Here is a 15425-nt window from a genome sequence, read left to right as displayed (position 1 = left end):
TCCGCGTCATCGCCGCTGTTCGCAGGATTGCGGGCGGGAAGCAGTGGCTCCCCGCCCTCGCCATGTCAGACCGTGATCAGTGCATCGACGATGCTCAACTTGCCGTTCCGCACCAGGATGGGATTGAGGTCGATGCCGGTAATCCGCGGGTTCTGCGTCGCAAGCTCGGAGATGGTCAGGACCACCTGGTGCAGTTCGGCCAGGGACACCCCCTGCTGCCCTCTTGCGCCGTGCAGGACCGGCGCCGCACGCAGTGCATTCACGCTGATCTCGAACTCGGCAAAGGAGACCGGCGGCAGGAGATTGACGCTGTCGCGCAGGATCTCGGTGAACACCCCGCCAAGGCCAAGCGTCATGATCGGGCCAAAACGCGGGTCACGATGCATGCCGACGATCAACTCATAATCGGCGGACAAAGCGGGCTGCAGCGACACCTGTGATCCGCAGCGTTGCGCGAGATCGGCATAGTGCCTGGCAAGCTCGTCCTCATTGCGAATGCCGAGGATGACGCCGCCGATATCGGATTTATGCGCAATGGCCGGATTGGCGGTCTTGAGAACCACGGGATAGCCAAGCGACTGCGCGTTGTTCAGCGTGTCCTGCAGCGTGCCGGACTCCAGCATGGGGGCCATGGGCAAGCCGCATTGGGCGAGCAGCGCATAGCTTTGGTCCTGGGTAAAACTGTCCGGCAGGGCCGGCAGCGCCGGTGCCTGCTTGCGGTCCGCCCCGGCGGCTGTTGCGGCCGAATCCCGGCGCTTCTCATGCCAGCTCAGAAACGAGCCAATGGCGTAGCAGGCGGATTCGGTGCCCATCAGCACCGGAATGCCCTTCATGCGCAGATTGCGTGCACCCGGCCGCGACACCGACGTGCTGAGATTACCAAAGATGAAAACCGGCTTGTCGGTGCTCTCATGGATTTTGGTCGTCGAGTTCGAGACATCGATCATGAACTGGCGGCCATCGACCAGATTGTTGCCGATCACGACGGCGCCGACGGCGGGGTCCTTGGCAATGGCGATGCCTGAATCGGCCATGGGTGCATCCCCCATGGAATCCAGCGGATTGCCGATCACGACGTCATCCTCAAGGATTTCGGTCAGCCGCTTATTGGTCTGCTCCGTGTAGCTGGCGAGCTTGAGATTGGTCCAGCTTGAGACGTCCGCAATGAGCTGACGCTCGCCGCCGGAATCGCTGATAACGCCCGCGCTCAAAGCGGTCGGAATCCGAACCGTGCGGAAGGCTTCGATGCAATCGAGGAATTCATCGAGCGTCTTGGTGACGATGACCCCGTATTTCCGACCGATGGCATCCAGCACCTGACGCGGGCTCGAGAGCCCGCCAGAATGGGCTTCGGTGAACTTGGCGCCGACATCGGTGGAACCCAGTGCCAGCAGGACCACCGGGATGCCCTTGCGGAAGGCACTGCCGACGGCGGCGAGGAATTCTTCGGGGCGGCGGATGGTCTCCACCACAAGGCCAATCACCCGCGTCGTCGGCAGCGAGGCGAAATAATCGATATATTCGGGGAAGCCCGAAACCACCTCCGCGCCGGCCGAAACGGCGATATCCAGGGCCAGATCGCGCTGGCTGCCGACGATGCCAGACCAGCTCGAACCGCTATGCGAGATGATGCAGACGCCACCGGGCGTCAGATCCACACCCGGGGGCGGATTATGCGTCATCCGCACGCTGTCGCGGACATTCATGAAGCCCATGCAATTGTGCCCGCAGACCGCGACACCGGCCTCAAGCCCCAGATCGCGCAGGCGGTCGGGAATATAGGTCAGCGACTTGCGCTCGGCATCATAGGCCCGGTTCGGGATCTGGAAGCCCTTTACGCCTGCCTCGATAGCGGCCTCATAGGCATGCAGCAACTGGCTGTCCGGCACGGAAAGCGCCGCGAAATCGACGGTCGTGCCGATGTCGCCGATGCGCGGAAAACAGGGCGCGCCAAACACTTCAGTCGCGGTGGGATGGACGGCATAAATCTCGCCCTGATAGCCACCCTTCTTCAGCGCCGTAATCAACCTGCCACCCAGGTTTCCGGCCCGTTCACTGGCCCCGACAACGGCTACGCTCTTGGGCGAAAAGAGCTTCGTCATACTGCTATACATATCAATTCCCTCATACGGCTCGCGCGAAGCGAGCTTATTGCTGCCGACCTGCTCGATGAGCTTGCGATCAGCAGACGATAGTGACGTTTTCCTTGGACCAGCCCACGCGACACTCGCCGCCCACGGGCACGGTTTCGGTTGAGCTGAACGACAGGATTTCAATCGGCGTGTTGTCTTTGCTTTTCGCCAGATAGCGTGTGGTCGCGCCGGTCATCACCCGCTGTTCGAGCTGGACAACAATCTCGTTGTCCGCGCTCTCGCCAGCGGCAAGGAAACAAACATCCTCAGGCCGGACGACAACCGATACGGTCTGCCCGCTCTTGGCCCCGGCCCCGCCGCGCCGTTCGCTGGAGATCATCGGACCGACCGGCGCTTCCAGCAGCACGACATTGTCGAGCCGGCTTTTGACGGTGCATTTAAAGACATTGGAGCGCCCGAAGAAGTTGGCGACGAACTCGCTCCGCGGCGCGCTATAGAGCTCATGCGGGGTGCCGAGTTGTTCGATCTGGCCGTCCTTCATCAGGCAAATCCGATCAGACATGGCCATCGCCTCCTCCTGGTCATGGGTGACGTAGAGGACGGTGGTGGCCAGCGTCTTGTGCAGGCGGATGATTTCCAGCTGCATCTGATCGCGCAGATTCTTGTCGAGCGCGCCGAGCGGCTCGTCCATCAGGATGATCGGCGGCTCATAGACCGCACAGCGCGCCAAAGCGACACGCTGCTGCTGGCCGCCCGACAGCTCTTTCGGAAACCGGTCCGCCATATGCGGCAGCTGCACAATGTCCAGAATCCGTCGCACTTTCGGAGCGATGTCGGCGCTCTTCATGCCGCGCATCTGCAGCGGAAAGGCAACATTTTCCGCGACCGTCATATGGGGAAACAGCGCATAGCTCTGGAACACCATGCCGATATCGCGCTGGGAGGGCGGCAGATGCGTTGCGAGCTTGCCGTCGATCCATACGGCACCACCGTCCGGCGCCACCAGCCCCGACAATATCTGCAGCAAGGTGGTTTTGCCGGATCCCGACGGCCCGAGCAGCGTCAGAAATTCGCCGGCCGGCACATCCACGGAGATCGGATTCAGGGCTTTGACAACTCCGTAGGACTTGCTCACTCCCTCGATTTTCAGTTTTAGATCCATTTAAAAATTCCTTGCCGGCTCGGGCTTTGGGCGTGCCGAATATGCGGCGTGGCCAACCATCAGTCTGCGATCCTGAGGTCGGCATGCGGCCGGATTGGTCGCATGCCGCTGCGGTCAGAGACTCTCGTTATGCGAGCAGCCACTCTTTGAAGCGTTCATTCGCCTTGCCCTGGTTCTGGTGCCAGAACACCACGTCCTCGGCTTCGATCTTGCCGATATTGTCGGGATGGGTCGGCAGCGTGGCCGCGAAGGCCGGGTCGAGCAGCGCCATGACGCCGGGATGCACCGGCCCCATCGGCACATCCTGGGAGAACGCGGCCGCCCGGTCGGGACGCGAGCAGAATGCGATGAACTTGCGTCCTGCCTCGGCCTGCGGGCTGTTCTTGGGAATGACCCAGCCGAGCGCGGTCGTCATGCTCTGGCTATAGTTGAACTTGATCTTGGCGCCGCTTTCGACGGCGGCCATGGCCCGGTGATGCGGGAAAGCCGTCACATCGACCTCGCGGGCGCCGAGCAGGCGGGTAATGTCGGAGTCTTCTTCCCACCAGTTGGTCACATGCTCCTTGATCTCGTCCAACCGGGCGAAGACCTGCTTCCAGCCATTTTCGTCCGCGAGGAACGCGGCCGTTTCGCTCGGGCGCTTGCCCATCGAGCGCAGGGCAGCTTCAATCGTATCCTTGCCCTGGCCGCGCAGTGCACGCGCTCCGGGCAGGTTCTTGTGGTCCCAGATATCGGCGTAGTTTTCGAAGTTCAGATGGTCCTGAAAGGCAATGACCTGTGCCGACAGGCCATGCGGCAGGAAAGTCGGACGGCGCTGCGCTTCGGGCATGGCGGCATAGATCGCCTGCACATCCTCGGAGTCGATATCGTCGATCCGCTCAAGCAGACCGGCCTCGGCCAGAACCTCGTTGCCGGTCGCCGCCACGCTGAAGCGGACGTCGTAGAAGAACTTGCCGGTTTCGACCTGGGCCTTGATCTCGACCGTCGACGTGCCGGCGAGGATGGGCGTCGGCTTCACGCCGAATTCCTGCTCATAGGGGTCGAGGAACGCAGTCTGGAAAGCCTTCTCGTAGCCGCCGGGGATACCGACCGAGAAGTTACCGTCCTGCGCATAGGCGCGGGTAAATATTGCCGGAGTTGCCAGCAGAGCGGACGACGCCCCGATGACCTTCAATGCACTTCTGCGCGATATATTGATGCTCTTCATGTTCTTTTTCCTCCACATTAAGAGACGGCATTGGATCGTTACTGTTACTTTTTCGAACCAATTCTGATTGCCGCCACGACCACGATGCAGACAGCACCGAAAATGACGGTCGATACGGCGGCGAGTGTCGAGTCGATGCCGACCAGGGCGGTCGACCAGAGCTGCAAAGGCAGGGTGCTGAGCTGTCCTGCTCCCAGGAAGAGCACGATCGACAGATCATCGAAGGACCGGACGAACGAGAACAGGAAGGCTGCGGTAATGCCGGCCTGCAAGATCGGCATGGTCACCAGACGGAAGGTCTGCAGCTTGCCGGCGCCCAGGGTCCAGCTGGCATGGTCCAGGCGGGTGTCGTAGTTTTTCAGCACCGCCATGACGGTGATGATCACATAGGGCAGGTTCAGAACCGTATGGCCGATGATGATCGCCCAGATGCTGCCCACCATGTTGAGATAGGCGAAGACATAGAACAGCCCGACCGCAACGATGACGTTCGGCAGCACGAGGGGCATCAGCACCAGCATCATCAGCAGCGCCCGCATCGGCACGCTTCGACGCGCCAGGACCAGCGCCGCAGGAATTCCGAGCACCATGGATGCAACGGCCGAGACAAAGGCGAACATCAGTGAATTGAGCGTCGCCTGCATCCACACCCTGGAGGTGAAGTAGGTTTCGAACCATTCGGTGGTGAAGCCAACCGGCGGCCAGCTGAAGAAGCGGTCTTCCGAGAACGCCACCGGGATCACGAAAACAACTGGCAGCACCAGGAAGGCAACCAGCAGCCAGGCGGTAGCCTTCAGCAGCACACCGCTGCCGCTCTGCCGCCGACCCAGCACCCGCTCGAGAGCTTTCTCGAAGAACACCGTCACATCGCCGGCGACAGCCAGGATTTTCCGGCCGATCGGCCGCATCCACTGCTGGATCCGCCCGGTGCGCGCGCCACTCGAGGCCGAGCTTACCGCCCCGCCAGACAGCACCGAGCTACCCAGCGTTCGCTCGAACACCACATAGACCAGCAGTGTGGCGCCGAGCAGCATGACGGTCAGCGCGCCGGCAAAGCCCCAATTGAAGTTGTTGTTGATCTGCTCGACGATCGAGCCGGCAATCATCATTTCGCGCGGACTGCCCAGCATTACCGGCACGATGAAGGTGCCGAGCGCGGAGACAAAGACCACCAGCCACGCCGAAGCCACGCCGGGCAGCGAAATCGGGAAATACACCCGCCAGAAGGCGTTACCGGAGCGCGCGCCAAGCGTCGAAGCGGCACGGGTCAGAGCCGGATCGATGTTCTGCATGACAGAATACATCGTCAGCACCGCCAGCGGCATCATGCCATGCACCATGGCCAGCAGCACCGCCGGATAGTTGTTCACCAGCCGCGCCGGCGTATCGAGTATGCCCAGCGAGAGCATCGTGCTGTTGGCGACGCCATATCTGGACAGGATCAGCATCCAGGCCAGCGCCCGGACCAGAAAACTGGTCCAGAGCGGGATCATGATGGCGATCATCAAAAAGCTACTGCCACTGCGCTGCCCGGAGGCCAGCAAGCGGGCTAGCGGATAGCCGACCAGAACCGTGATGCAGGCCGTCCAGAACGCAATATCCAGCGTATTGAGCAGAATGCGCCAATAGACCGGCGCCTCGGCAAGCCGGATAAAATTCTGCAGCGACAGCGCCCCATCCTCATCGAAGATGCTCGCGCCGGTGACGAAAATCAGCGGCAGGGCAAAGAAGAGCAGCAGGAAGGCCCAGGCCGGGATGAGCGGAAGCAGTGAGAAAAAGGGACGCTGGCGCCACGAGCGCACGCCGCCACGTCCAGCCTGCGGCTGTGTGTCAGCAATGGTCATTGCGCACCGACCCGCGACACGCGCCAGGCAATCGCCGCGTTAAGACCCTGATCTTTGCGGATGCGCAGAAATTCGTCGCGGTCCTTGTCGACAATGCCCTTCATGCTGGCCGCCGCCTCGACATTGGCATCGAGAGCCGCTGTCAGGCCCATAATTTCAAAAGTCTGGTTGATGGCGCGCTTGTAATAGGCCACCGCAACGGGCGATGCGCCGACGATGTGGTTGGCGATCTTGAGCACAAACTCCTCGCGCTCCGCGTCGGGCACGACATGGTTCAGAATGCCCGCTTCCTTGGCCCGGGCGGCAGAGAATGAATCCTCCGCGCACATCAGAATTTCTTTCGCCACTTTCGGGCCAGCGAGCCATGGCAGCATGAGCGAAATGCTCGGCGACCCCATTTTGGCTTCCGGCATGCCAAAGCGCGCGCTTTCGGCCGCAACGGAAATATCGCAGGCCAGACTGGCCTCAAAACCGCCCGCCAGGCAGTAGCCGTGGATCGAAGCGATGACCGGCTTGGGGCAGCGCCAGAAGCTGAGCATGAACTGCAGGCTCTTCTGGTAGCGGGCCCGCCATTCGTCGATTCCTTCAGTCTTCCGGTCGGCGGAGACACTGATGTCGCAACCCGAACTGAATGACTTCCCCTCGCCCGACAGGATGATGACACGGACGTCATCACGACCGCCCAGCACCGACAGGGCGTCCATCGTCTCGGCCATCATTTCAGGCGAAATCGCATTATGAACGCGCGGCCGATTCCAGGTCAGATAGCCAATTCCTGCCCGTACATCGACCTTGATCAATTCGTACATCAACGAGGCTCCTCCCCATCCGATCAAGTTTTGCAGCGTCGTTGTTGCATGAAATGCATACGCATGCAAACAAGATTCAGCCAGTTTCAGCTTTTTTTATGCGGACTTTCCGTGTTAGGTGGCGGCAATGGCTTAATCTATGAATTCGGATGCATAGGGAGGAAATGCGGTGATACCGGCCAATTCGATCAGAACGGACATCACGCCACGCGTCTCGGAAACCGATGGTGCGGGGCACATCAACAATGTGACCTCGGCGATCTGGTTTGAGGCCGGACGCCGCGAAATCTTCCGCGCGATCACGCCCGAAATGTCGTTCGAGCGCTGGGCCCTGGCGCTGGTGTCGATGGAGATTCGCTACAAGCGCCAGATCTATCTGGCGTCCGACGTCCGGGTGCTCACCTGGGTCCGGCGCCTCGGCCGGAGCAGCTTTCAGGTCAATGAGGTCATCATGCAGGATGACTGCATCAGCTCTGCCGGACGCTGCACCTATGTTCACATGGATTACGCCGCCAACAAGGCCACGCCGATCCCCGAGGAGGTCCGGCTTCGCCTGGAACCATTCCTCGCCGACACCCCAGATTTCGATGGAGAATTTGTGCGATGAGCGTGATTGCAGCGGGCTATTGCTTTGAAGATCTGGCCGTCGGCATGTCGGCCAGCCTGAGCAAGACGGTCACAGTGGCGGATATCGAAATGTTCGCCACCGCCGTCGGCGACTTCAATCCGATCCACATGGACGAGGAATGGGCCAAGCAAACCCGCTTCGGCGGCAGAATTGCCCATGGCATGCTGACCGGCGGCATCGTGTCATCCGTACTCGGGACGCGCCTGCCCGGACCCGGCAATGTCTACATCAAACAGACACTGGAGTTTCGCGCCCCGGTCCGCCCCGGAGCCACGGTGGAGGCCGAGGTTCGCATCACCAAGCTGGAGCCGGAGCGCAATCGCGTCCATCTGGACACGACTTGCACCTGCGACGGCGTCGTGGTCCTGACCGGCGAAGCCATTCTATTCGTACAATCACGCGATCGCCGCCTGTAGCAAGAGGCTATCTCGGCCGCGCATCGTGCTTGAATGGGACGGGCAAAGCGTCGATCTGACCGCCCTGCCCTCGCCCCACCGCAACGGCCAGACCTCGGCCGGTGCAAAAGTCGGAATCGCGCAAAATTCTGACGGATCGACCAGATTGGCGACCGAAAGTCCTGACAGCGGCCGTTAATGGACACTGTGGACGGACGGCCGCCACCTCCCCTGAATGGGCGGCGTTTCAGCCATCCAGCCAGGTGGCAAGGCCGTCCAGCGTCTGCAGCCCATATTCCACCGCGCCGAAACCGACGACCACCTGGCGGCGTTCGCGGCTTGGGTGAAGCTGGCGCATGGTCAGCACAGTCTTGCCGTCGGCCTGTTCATCGAAGGTGATCGTCATGCGGAAGCGTTCCGGGTCGTTGGGGTCCGGGGAGCCATAATCCGCCACAATCAGCTCGTTCGGCACGATCTTGAGGAAGCCCATGAGATTGGGGAAGCGCTGCTCCTGGCCCTCGAACACGCCCACCATGTCGAAGCGCCACACCCCGCCCTCGCGAATATCGGCCTCGTGGTTCTCGATGGTGAGGCCCGTCGGGCCATACCATTGCGCCAGCGCATCCGGGTCCATCCAGGCGGCGAAGACCTTATGGCGCGGGTGCTTCAGCACCTTGACCAGCACGATCTCGCGCTCGAGCGACCAGGTCTCAAACAGCTTTGCCATCGTCATCTCTTCCCGTCTTGTCCAAATAGGTCTCCAGCCGATCGAGCCGCTCGGCCCAGCGCTGGCGCTCCGCTTCCATCCAGTTCGCGGCCTCGTCGAAGCGCGCCCGTTCCAGGCGGCACCAGCGGCTACGCCCGCGCTTTTCGCTGGCGATCAACCCGCAATCCTCCAGCACCTTGAGATGTTGCGCGAAGGAAGGCAGCGCCATGTCGAATGGCTCGGCCAGGATGCTGACCGGCAATTCCCCCTCAGCGAGCCGCGACATCACCGCACGGCGCGTCGGGTCGCTGAGGGCGTGAAAGGCTCGATCGAGTGAAGTCGAATGGGAAGGCATCGGACTCAGCTAGAACGGATCAGGGCATGGGTCAATAACAATAAGGCACTTGCCTTACCATTTGGCATAAAATACAAAGGCAGTCACCTTAGTAAATCCACCTGCAGAAGGAGCCCTCGCATGGCCGTTCGTGTTGATCTTATCATTTCGCTTGATGGCTTCGCCACAACCACCGACCAAACACCCGAAAAGCCCTTTGGCGAGGACTGGCCGCGCCTCGTCGGCGCCTATGCGGCGACAAGGACATTCCAGCAGCGCGTGCTCAAGGACACCAGCGGCAAAGGCACCACTGGCCTGGACGATAAATATGCGCAGGATTACTTCGCCAATATCGGCGCGGAAATCATGGGGGCGGGCAAATTCGGCCTGCATAACTTCCCCGATGACCCGAACTGGAAGGGATGGTGGGGCGACGAACCGCCCTTCCGCTGCCCGGTCTTTGTCCTGACCCACACGCCGCGTCCCGCCATTGAAATGGCGGGTGGCACCATTTTCCATTTTATCAACGCCACCCAGACCGATGCGCTGCAGCAGGCCACGAGCGTCGCCAACGGCAAGGATGTCAGAATTGGCGGCGGCCCCAGCATGGTGCGCGACTACCTCAAGGCCGGCCTTGTCGACCACCTGCATGTCGCCATTACGCCGATTCTGCTCGGGCAAGGCATCCGCCTCTGGGACGATCTACGCGGCCTGGAGGCCGGCTACACGGTAAACTCGGAAACCGCCGAAAGCGGCATCATTCACCTCACCTTTCAACGCTAGCTCTCGGGAAAAGTCCGTCAGCTTGCGCTCAAAGGGGGTCGCATCCGCGCGGTGACCGACGCCGGGCTATCCGCGGCACGAGAAAACCGCAAGAAAACCGCAAGAAAACACTCAGCATGCTGCCAGCATTCCCGTCAGTGCTGACGGCGTGCTGAACTGTTGCGGGCGACGACGCGCGGCGTCACCACGAAATGTTTTCGGCCTCGCTGCGCCCCTTGATCCGCTCGATCAGCAGCCGCGTAGCCTGCAGGCCGAGCAGCCGTCCGGACTGATCGATGCTGGTGAGACTGTTCTGCGTGAATGCGCATGGCGCGGAATTGTCGTAGCCGATAAAGCCCACGTCCTCAGGCACCCGCAGGCCCAGCGCACGGACCGCACTCAGCACCTCGAGCGCATAAATCGTCGGCCCAGCCAAACAGCGCGTCCGGCGGCTCGGCCCCCTCAAGCAAAGCTCGCACCGTGGCGGTCACGTCGTCAAAACCTAGAAAAATGACGCCGACGCCCCATAAAAACGTTTGCGCAATCGTTTTTGTATTGCTAATTCTGCTTTGGCTGCAGTTGCACTGCGTAAAACGGGCGCCCCCGGCAGGCCGGCGTCTCACTTGGGAGGGTTGTTCATGTCTAAAAGATCCTTAACGTCCGGCGCCTTGATCGCGGCGCTCATGGTTTCAACGGCGGCGGCGCGCGAGCCGGTCACTTTGTGGTTCTGGGGGGCCCCGCTGAATCTGCAGGAGGTCATGCAGACCCAGCTGATCGACCCGTTCAATGCGTCCCAGTCGGACTATGAGCTGGTGATCGAGTTCCGCAATTCCGTCGACAACGACGTCCGCGTGGCGGTGCTGGCCAATCAGGGCCCCGATATCGTTTACACCTCGGGTCCGTCCTACGTGGCGGGTCTGGCGGCAGCGGGCAAGATCGAGCCCATGCAGCCCTACATCGACAAATTCGGTTGGAGCGAGCGCCTGCTGCAGCCGGCTATCGACACCTGCCGCATGCTGGATGCGATCTATTGCATGCCCGGCTCCATCATCAGCGATGGTATGTTCTACAATACCAAGGTGCTGGAAGAGAACGGCTGGACCGTGCCCACCACCAAGGCCGAGCTTGAGACCATTCTGGCGGAAGCCAAGGAGCGGGGGCTGTATCCGTCGGTCGCCGGCAATAAAGGCTGGCAGCCGGTCAATCAGGACTATGCGTCCATCTTCCTCAACCAGGTGGTCGGCCCCGAGCAGCTGCATGAAATTCTGACCGGCGCGGCCCCGTGGACGTCGCCCGAAATGGTTCATGCCATTGAAGAATCGGCGCGCTGGTTCAAGGCGGGTTATCTCGGCGGCAGCGACTATTTCTCGCTGACCTCCGACGAGTCGATCGCGCTGATGTCGGATGGGCGCTCGCCCTTCTTCTTCAGCCCGTCGATGGCCTTCCAGTGGGCGACCAATTATTTCGTCGGTGACGAAGCCGAGAACTTCAAGTTTGCGCCGTTCCCGCAGCAAGACCCGGCCATGCCGTATCCGATCTACGATCTGGGTGATCAGGTCACCTGGTCGATCAACGCCAATTCCAAGGTCAAGGATGGTGCGGCGCTGGCGCTCGACATGATGCTGTCCTCCGAGTTTGCCGCGCGGATCGCTGTGGACTGGCCGGGCTATTGGGCCGTGCCGCTGCGCGAATTCCCCGTTGATCCCAATGCGACCGGTCTGACCAAGTCGTATTTCGAAGCCATGAGCGACATGATGGCGGCGATCAACAAGGGCTCGTTTGGCTACAAGATCCAGACCTTCTTCCCGCCCACCACCAGCCAGGTTTTCGTCAAGGAAATCGAGGAAGTCTGGCTCGGGCAGATGACCGCCGAGGCCATGCTTGAGGTCGCTGCCAAGGCCTATGCGGAAGACAAGGCCAACGATCTCGTGCCGCTGGTGCCCAAGCCCAGCTTCTAAGCGCGCGACGGCGCCCCGCCGTCGTCCACTTCTGCTGCCCTGGGCCGGCTTCGGTTCCAGTCCCAGGGCAGCGCTCCATTGCGTAGCAGGATCTTCCCATGACCAAAGACTTCGCCGAACACATCCGTCTGACGCCGGCTTTGCTGGCTGAACATTTCCAGGGGCTGCGCGATATCGTGCGGCTGGTGCTCACCACGCCCGAGATCCATGCGATCCGCCGGGTGGTGATCTTCGGCAGCGGCGACTCGCTGATTGTCGGCGCGGCCTGCAAGGAATTTTTCGAGACGGTGACCGGGCTGGACGTGAGCGCGGTTTCCGCCATGTCGGTGTCGCGTTATCTCAGCGAGGCGCGCTCCGACGACTGGCTGCGCTCGACCCTGTTCATCGGCATTTCCAATTCTGGCGAGGCGGCGCGGGCCGTCGAGGCGACGCGCCGGCTGCGCGCCCGTTCGGCCAAGGTGCTGGCGCTGACCGCCAATCCCAACAGCCGGCTGGCCCAGGCCGCCTCCCATGTCGCCGTGCTGCCGGCGGTGTCGCTGCCGCGCTCGCCGGGTTATTTTAGCTTCATGCTGATGCTGCTGGCGCTGCAAATGCTGGCGCTGCGCTTCGGTGAAGTGCTGATGACGATCACCATGGATGAGGCGCAGGCCCATCGCCAGACCTTGCAAGGCGACATCGCGGCGCTCGAAACGCTGCAGACCGAATTGCGGCCCAAAATTGCCGAATTGGCCCGCCGGTTTTCCGGCCAGCCGGTGTTCGAGTTGCTGGGCGCCGGGCCGTCTCTGGCCGTCGCCGAGTTCGGCGCGGCCAAGCTGATGGAGGCCGTTGGCCGCCATGGTGTGCCGGTCGATCTGGAGGAGTGGGCGCATATCCACTATTTCGTCACTGACCTGAGCACCCCCACCATTCTCATCCTGCCCGCCGGCGGCGCCGGCACCGAACGGGCCAGCGAAATCCTGACCTATCTGGAAACGCTGGGCCGGCCGGTCATCGTCGTGGGCGGCGCGATTGCGGGCGTGACCCATCCCGACCTGACGCTGTTGCCGGTGGTTTCGGCTGGTGCCGAAAACCTGTCGCCTTTGCTGCATGTCGTGCCGCTGACCATGCTGGCCGACGAACTCAGCACCGTGCTCGACGTCGTGCATGGGCGCGGCTTTGTCGGCCCCTGGGCCGATGGCCAGCAGGCCGCCTCGGTGCAGGGCAGCAAGATTTCGGAAGGGACTGTTTGATGTTGAAGAAGCACACACTCGCCACGGCTGCCAACGGCGCCACGGAAATTACCAGCCAGGTTGAGGCCACCGTTGCCGAAAGCGGCGTGACCGACGGACTCTGCGTCATCTACAGCCCCCACACCACGGCTGGCCTGTCCATCACCTCATTCTGGGACGAACTCGGTCATCAGGATATCCATGACGATATCGACCGCCTGATCCCGACCCGGATCGATTTCAAGCATCAGTGGGATACGCCGCAGGACGCTTCGGGCCACATCAAATCGGTGCTGATGGGCGTCAGCCTCACCATGATAATCTCTGAGGGCAAGCTGCTGCGCGGCCATTCCCAGGGCGTGTTTTTCCACGAGTTCGACGGCCCGCGTCCGCGCGAATTCTTCGTGAGCTGCACCAATGGCTAACGGGCACGATCTCGTCATTTCGGCAGCCATGACCGACAATATCCGGTTTCCGGATGGTCGGCGCATGGATGGCGTTGTCGGCGGGGGCCTGCATGCCCTGGCCGGGACGGCGTTGTGGAGCGACCAGGCGGTGTTCGTTTCGGGCGTCGGCACCGATGCCGAAACCCTGTTCCACCCCTGGTTCCAGCGCAACGACCTGTCACTGCGCGGTCTGCGGCTGATGGCCGGTCCGTCGCTGGTTAATCTGGTGACCTATGCCAGCGACGACGAGCGCACCGAGCGACAATTGCACGGCCCGCAGTCGCTGGTGGATGCCGGCGCGACGGTGGCCGATGTGGCGGCCAATCTGGCCGGCGCGCGCAGTGCCTATGTCTTCGGCCGCACCGGCGATGCGGTGCTGCATTATCTCATGGAGCAGCGCCGAGAGACCGGCCTGCTGGTGCTGTGGGAAGTGGCGCTGGATACCGTCACGCCCGAGAACCGGCCCAATGTGCTGGCGGCTATCGCCCAGCTCGACGCCGTCTCGCTGAACCTGGCCGAAGCGCGGCTGCTGTTTGGCGAGGAGGACGAGACCGTCTTGCTGGCGACGCTTGCCGCGCTCGGCGCGCCGGTGATTTTCCTGCGCGTCGGCAGCCGGGGCAGCTACGCCATTGCCGATGGCAAACCCGTCTTCGTGCCGAGCCTGCTCGTCGAGGCAATCGACGTCACCGGCGGCGGCAACGCCTATTCCGGTGCGACCGTCGCGGCGCTGGCCAATGGTTTGTCACCAGCCGAGGCCGCCATGTGCGGCACCATCGCGGCCGCCTACACCGTCGTGCAGTTCGGCACCTTCGAGCCGAGCGACATCAAGCGCTCCGGGGAGGCCGAGGCCCGCCTGAACCAATTGCGTGCGGCCACCGCCGCGATCCAGTCCACGCTTTAATAGTCTGCAAGGAATCTAGCTATGAAGAATGTCATCATCGATTGCGATCCGGGGACGGATGACGCCGGCGCCATCATCCTGGCTTTCAAGTCCGGCAAGCTCGACGTGAAGGCGATCACCGGCGTCAGCGGCAACGTGACCTCTGATGTGGCGAGCAAGAACGCCCGCCGCGTGCTCGACCTGATCGGCGCACCGCCAATTCCGGTGGCCAAGGGCCCGGCCAACCCGATCATGCGCCCGCATCCGCGCGACCCGTTCTCCCATGGCGAAGACGGCCTGGCCAATAATTGGTTCCCCGAATCCGACCGCCCCGAACTCGACATCACCGCCGCCGAGCTGATCGTCGAAACGGTGCGCAAATATCCCGGCAATATCTCCATCCTGGTGCTGGGCCCGTTCACCAACGTTGCCACCGCGCTGCTGGCCGCGCCCGACCTCAAGGACAAGATCAGCGAAATCATCTGCACCGCCGGCAGCTTTGGTTTTAACGACTATTCCCAGTTCCTCGGCACGGGCGACAACCCGATGAGCGAATGGAACGTCTTTGTCGATCCGGAAGCCGCACAGCTGGTGTTCTCCTCGGGCATCAAGGTCACCGCTATCGGCGTCGATGTGTGGGGCCGCCCGGAAGCCATCCATCGCGCCAAGGATCTGGACAAGCTGCGCGCCTCGCCCAAGCCGGAAGCCCAGTTCGTGCTCAGCGTCGCCGAATTCGTCCATGGCCGCGGCTATGAGGACTCCACCGTGCTGATCGACAGCCTGGTGGTGGCGGCCGCCATCGATCCGACCTTCCTGCGCTGCCATCACGTCCATGTCGCGGTCGAAACCGGCCACAGCCCGTTGACGCGCGGCATGACCATCATCGACCGGCGCACCCACCATACCTGGACGCATCTGCCGCAGATCTATGCGGCCTATGACGCCGACTACGAGCGCTTCCTCGACTACCACACCGACACGATGATCCAGTAA

General features: G+C 62.1%; 16 protein-coding genes. 8 read left to right on the top strand and 8 right to left on the bottom strand.

Going from position 1 to position 15425, the window contains the following annotated elements; genetic code table 11:
* Positions 1-65 precede the first annotated feature (65 nt).
* From ACX3OW_RS13165 to ACX3OW_RS13145, 5 genes are all read right to left on the bottom strand, one after another.
* Positions 66-2102 (bottom strand): acetate--CoA ligase family protein, encoded by a 2037-nt coding sequence (locus tag ACX3OW_RS13165; RefSeq protein WP_459096240.1) that lies wholly within the window; start codon positions 2100-2102, stop codon positions 66-68.
* 79 nt (positions 2103-2181) lie between these two features.
* A complete protein-coding gene (locus ACX3OW_RS13160) occupies positions 2182-3255 on the bottom strand; it encodes an ABC transporter ATP-binding protein (RefSeq protein ID WP_459096239.1) in 1074 nt (357 codons plus the stop codon).
* 127 nt (positions 3256-3382) lie between these two features.
* Positions 3383-4462, bottom strand: coding sequence for an extracellular solute-binding protein (locus ACX3OW_RS13155; protein ID WP_459096238.1), 1080 nt, complete (start codon positions 4460-4462; stop codon positions 3383-3385).
* Between the two features lie 44 nt (positions 4463-4506).
* Positions 4507-6306: an ABC transporter permease subunit gene (locus tag ACX3OW_RS13150; protein WP_459096237.1), complete on the bottom strand. Its 1800-nt coding sequence runs from the start codon at positions 6304-6306 to the stop codon at positions 4507-4509.
* Positions 6303-7106, bottom strand: coding sequence for an enoyl-CoA hydratase/isomerase family protein (locus tag ACX3OW_RS13145; RefSeq protein ID WP_459096236.1), 804 nt, complete (start codon positions 7104-7106; stop codon positions 6303-6305). Before ACX3OW_RS13145 ends, ACX3OW_RS13150 begins: the two co-directional genes overlap by 4 nt.
* 178 nt (positions 7107-7284) lie before the next feature.
* On the opposite strand from ACX3OW_RS13145, the gene ACX3OW_RS13140 reads away from it, so the two are divergent.
* Complete coding sequence (locus ACX3OW_RS13140) at positions 7285-7722, top strand: acyl-CoA thioesterase (protein WP_459096235.1); 438 nt, start codon at positions 7285-7287, stop codon at positions 7720-7722.
* Complete coding sequence (locus tag ACX3OW_RS13135) at positions 7719-8159, top strand: MaoC family dehydratase (protein ID WP_459096234.1); 441 nt, start codon at positions 7719-7721, stop codon at positions 8157-8159. The genes ACX3OW_RS13140 and ACX3OW_RS13135 overlap by 4 nt, the downstream gene beginning before the upstream one ends.
* 226 nt (positions 8160-8385) lie before the next feature.
* On the opposite strand, the gene ACX3OW_RS13130 is transcribed toward ACX3OW_RS13135, so the two are convergent.
* Positions 8386-8865, bottom strand: a complete 480-nt coding sequence (locus ACX3OW_RS13130) for an SRPBCC family protein (RefSeq protein ID WP_459096233.1) — start codon at positions 8863-8865, stop codon at positions 8386-8388.
* Positions 8849-9199, bottom strand: coding sequence for an ArsR/SmtB family transcription factor (locus tag ACX3OW_RS13125; protein WP_459096232.1), 351 nt, complete (start codon positions 9197-9199; stop codon positions 8849-8851). Before ACX3OW_RS13125 ends, ACX3OW_RS13130 begins: the two co-directional genes overlap by 17 nt.
* A gap of 120 nt (positions 9200-9319) precedes the next feature.
* Here ACX3OW_RS13125 and ACX3OW_RS13120 point away from each other — a divergent pair, with 120 nt between their 5' ends.
* Positions 9320-9961 carry a dihydrofolate reductase family protein gene (locus ACX3OW_RS13120; RefSeq protein ID WP_459096231.1) on the top strand — a complete coding sequence of 214 codons (642 nt, stop codon included), beginning with the start codon at positions 9320-9322 and terminating at the stop codon, positions 9959-9961.
* A 181-nt stretch (positions 9962-10142) separates the two neighbouring features.
* Here the strand turns inward: ACX3OW_RS13120 and ACX3OW_RS13115 are convergent, their stop codons facing one another.
* A complete protein-coding gene (locus ACX3OW_RS13115) occupies positions 10143-10376 on the bottom strand; it encodes a substrate-binding domain-containing protein (RefSeq protein ID WP_459096230.1) in 234 nt (77 codons plus the stop codon).
* Between the two features lie 202 nt (positions 10377-10578).
* Here ACX3OW_RS13115 and ACX3OW_RS13110 point away from each other — a divergent pair, with 202 nt between their 5' ends.
* The 5 genes from ACX3OW_RS13110 to ACX3OW_RS13090 all read left to right on the top strand — a co-directional run bounded on the left by ACX3OW_RS13110 (position 10579) and on the right by ACX3OW_RS13090 (position 15425).
* On the top strand, positions 10579-11898 hold the full coding sequence (locus ACX3OW_RS13110) for an ABC transporter substrate-binding protein (protein ID WP_459096229.1): 1320 nt from the start codon (positions 10579-10581) through the stop codon (positions 11896-11898).
* Between the two features lie 98 nt (positions 11899-11996).
* Positions 11997-13127 (top strand): SIS domain-containing protein, encoded by a 1131-nt coding sequence (locus ACX3OW_RS13105; RefSeq protein WP_459096228.1) that lies wholly within the window; start codon positions 11997-11999, stop codon positions 13125-13127.
* A complete protein-coding gene (locus tag ACX3OW_RS13100; protein WP_459096227.1) occupies positions 13127-13531 on the top strand; it encodes a secondary thiamine-phosphate synthase enzyme YjbQ in 405 nt (134 codons plus the stop codon). Before ACX3OW_RS13105 ends, ACX3OW_RS13100 begins: the two co-directional genes overlap by 1 nt.
* Positions 13524-14453, top strand: coding sequence for a carbohydrate kinase family protein (locus tag ACX3OW_RS13095; RefSeq protein ID WP_459096226.1), 930 nt, complete (start codon positions 13524-13526; stop codon positions 14451-14453). Before ACX3OW_RS13100 ends, ACX3OW_RS13095 begins: the two co-directional genes overlap by 8 nt.
* Before the next feature lie 21 nt (positions 14454-14474).
* Entirely contained in the window at positions 14475-15425 is a 951-nt protein-coding gene (locus ACX3OW_RS13090) for a nucleoside hydrolase (protein ID WP_459096225.1), read from the top strand.

Source organism: Devosia sp. A449, from assembly GCF_054489375.1.
The sequence above is the reverse complement of the archived record's forward strand: the minus strand, read 5'-3'. Positions and strand labels throughout refer to the sequence as shown.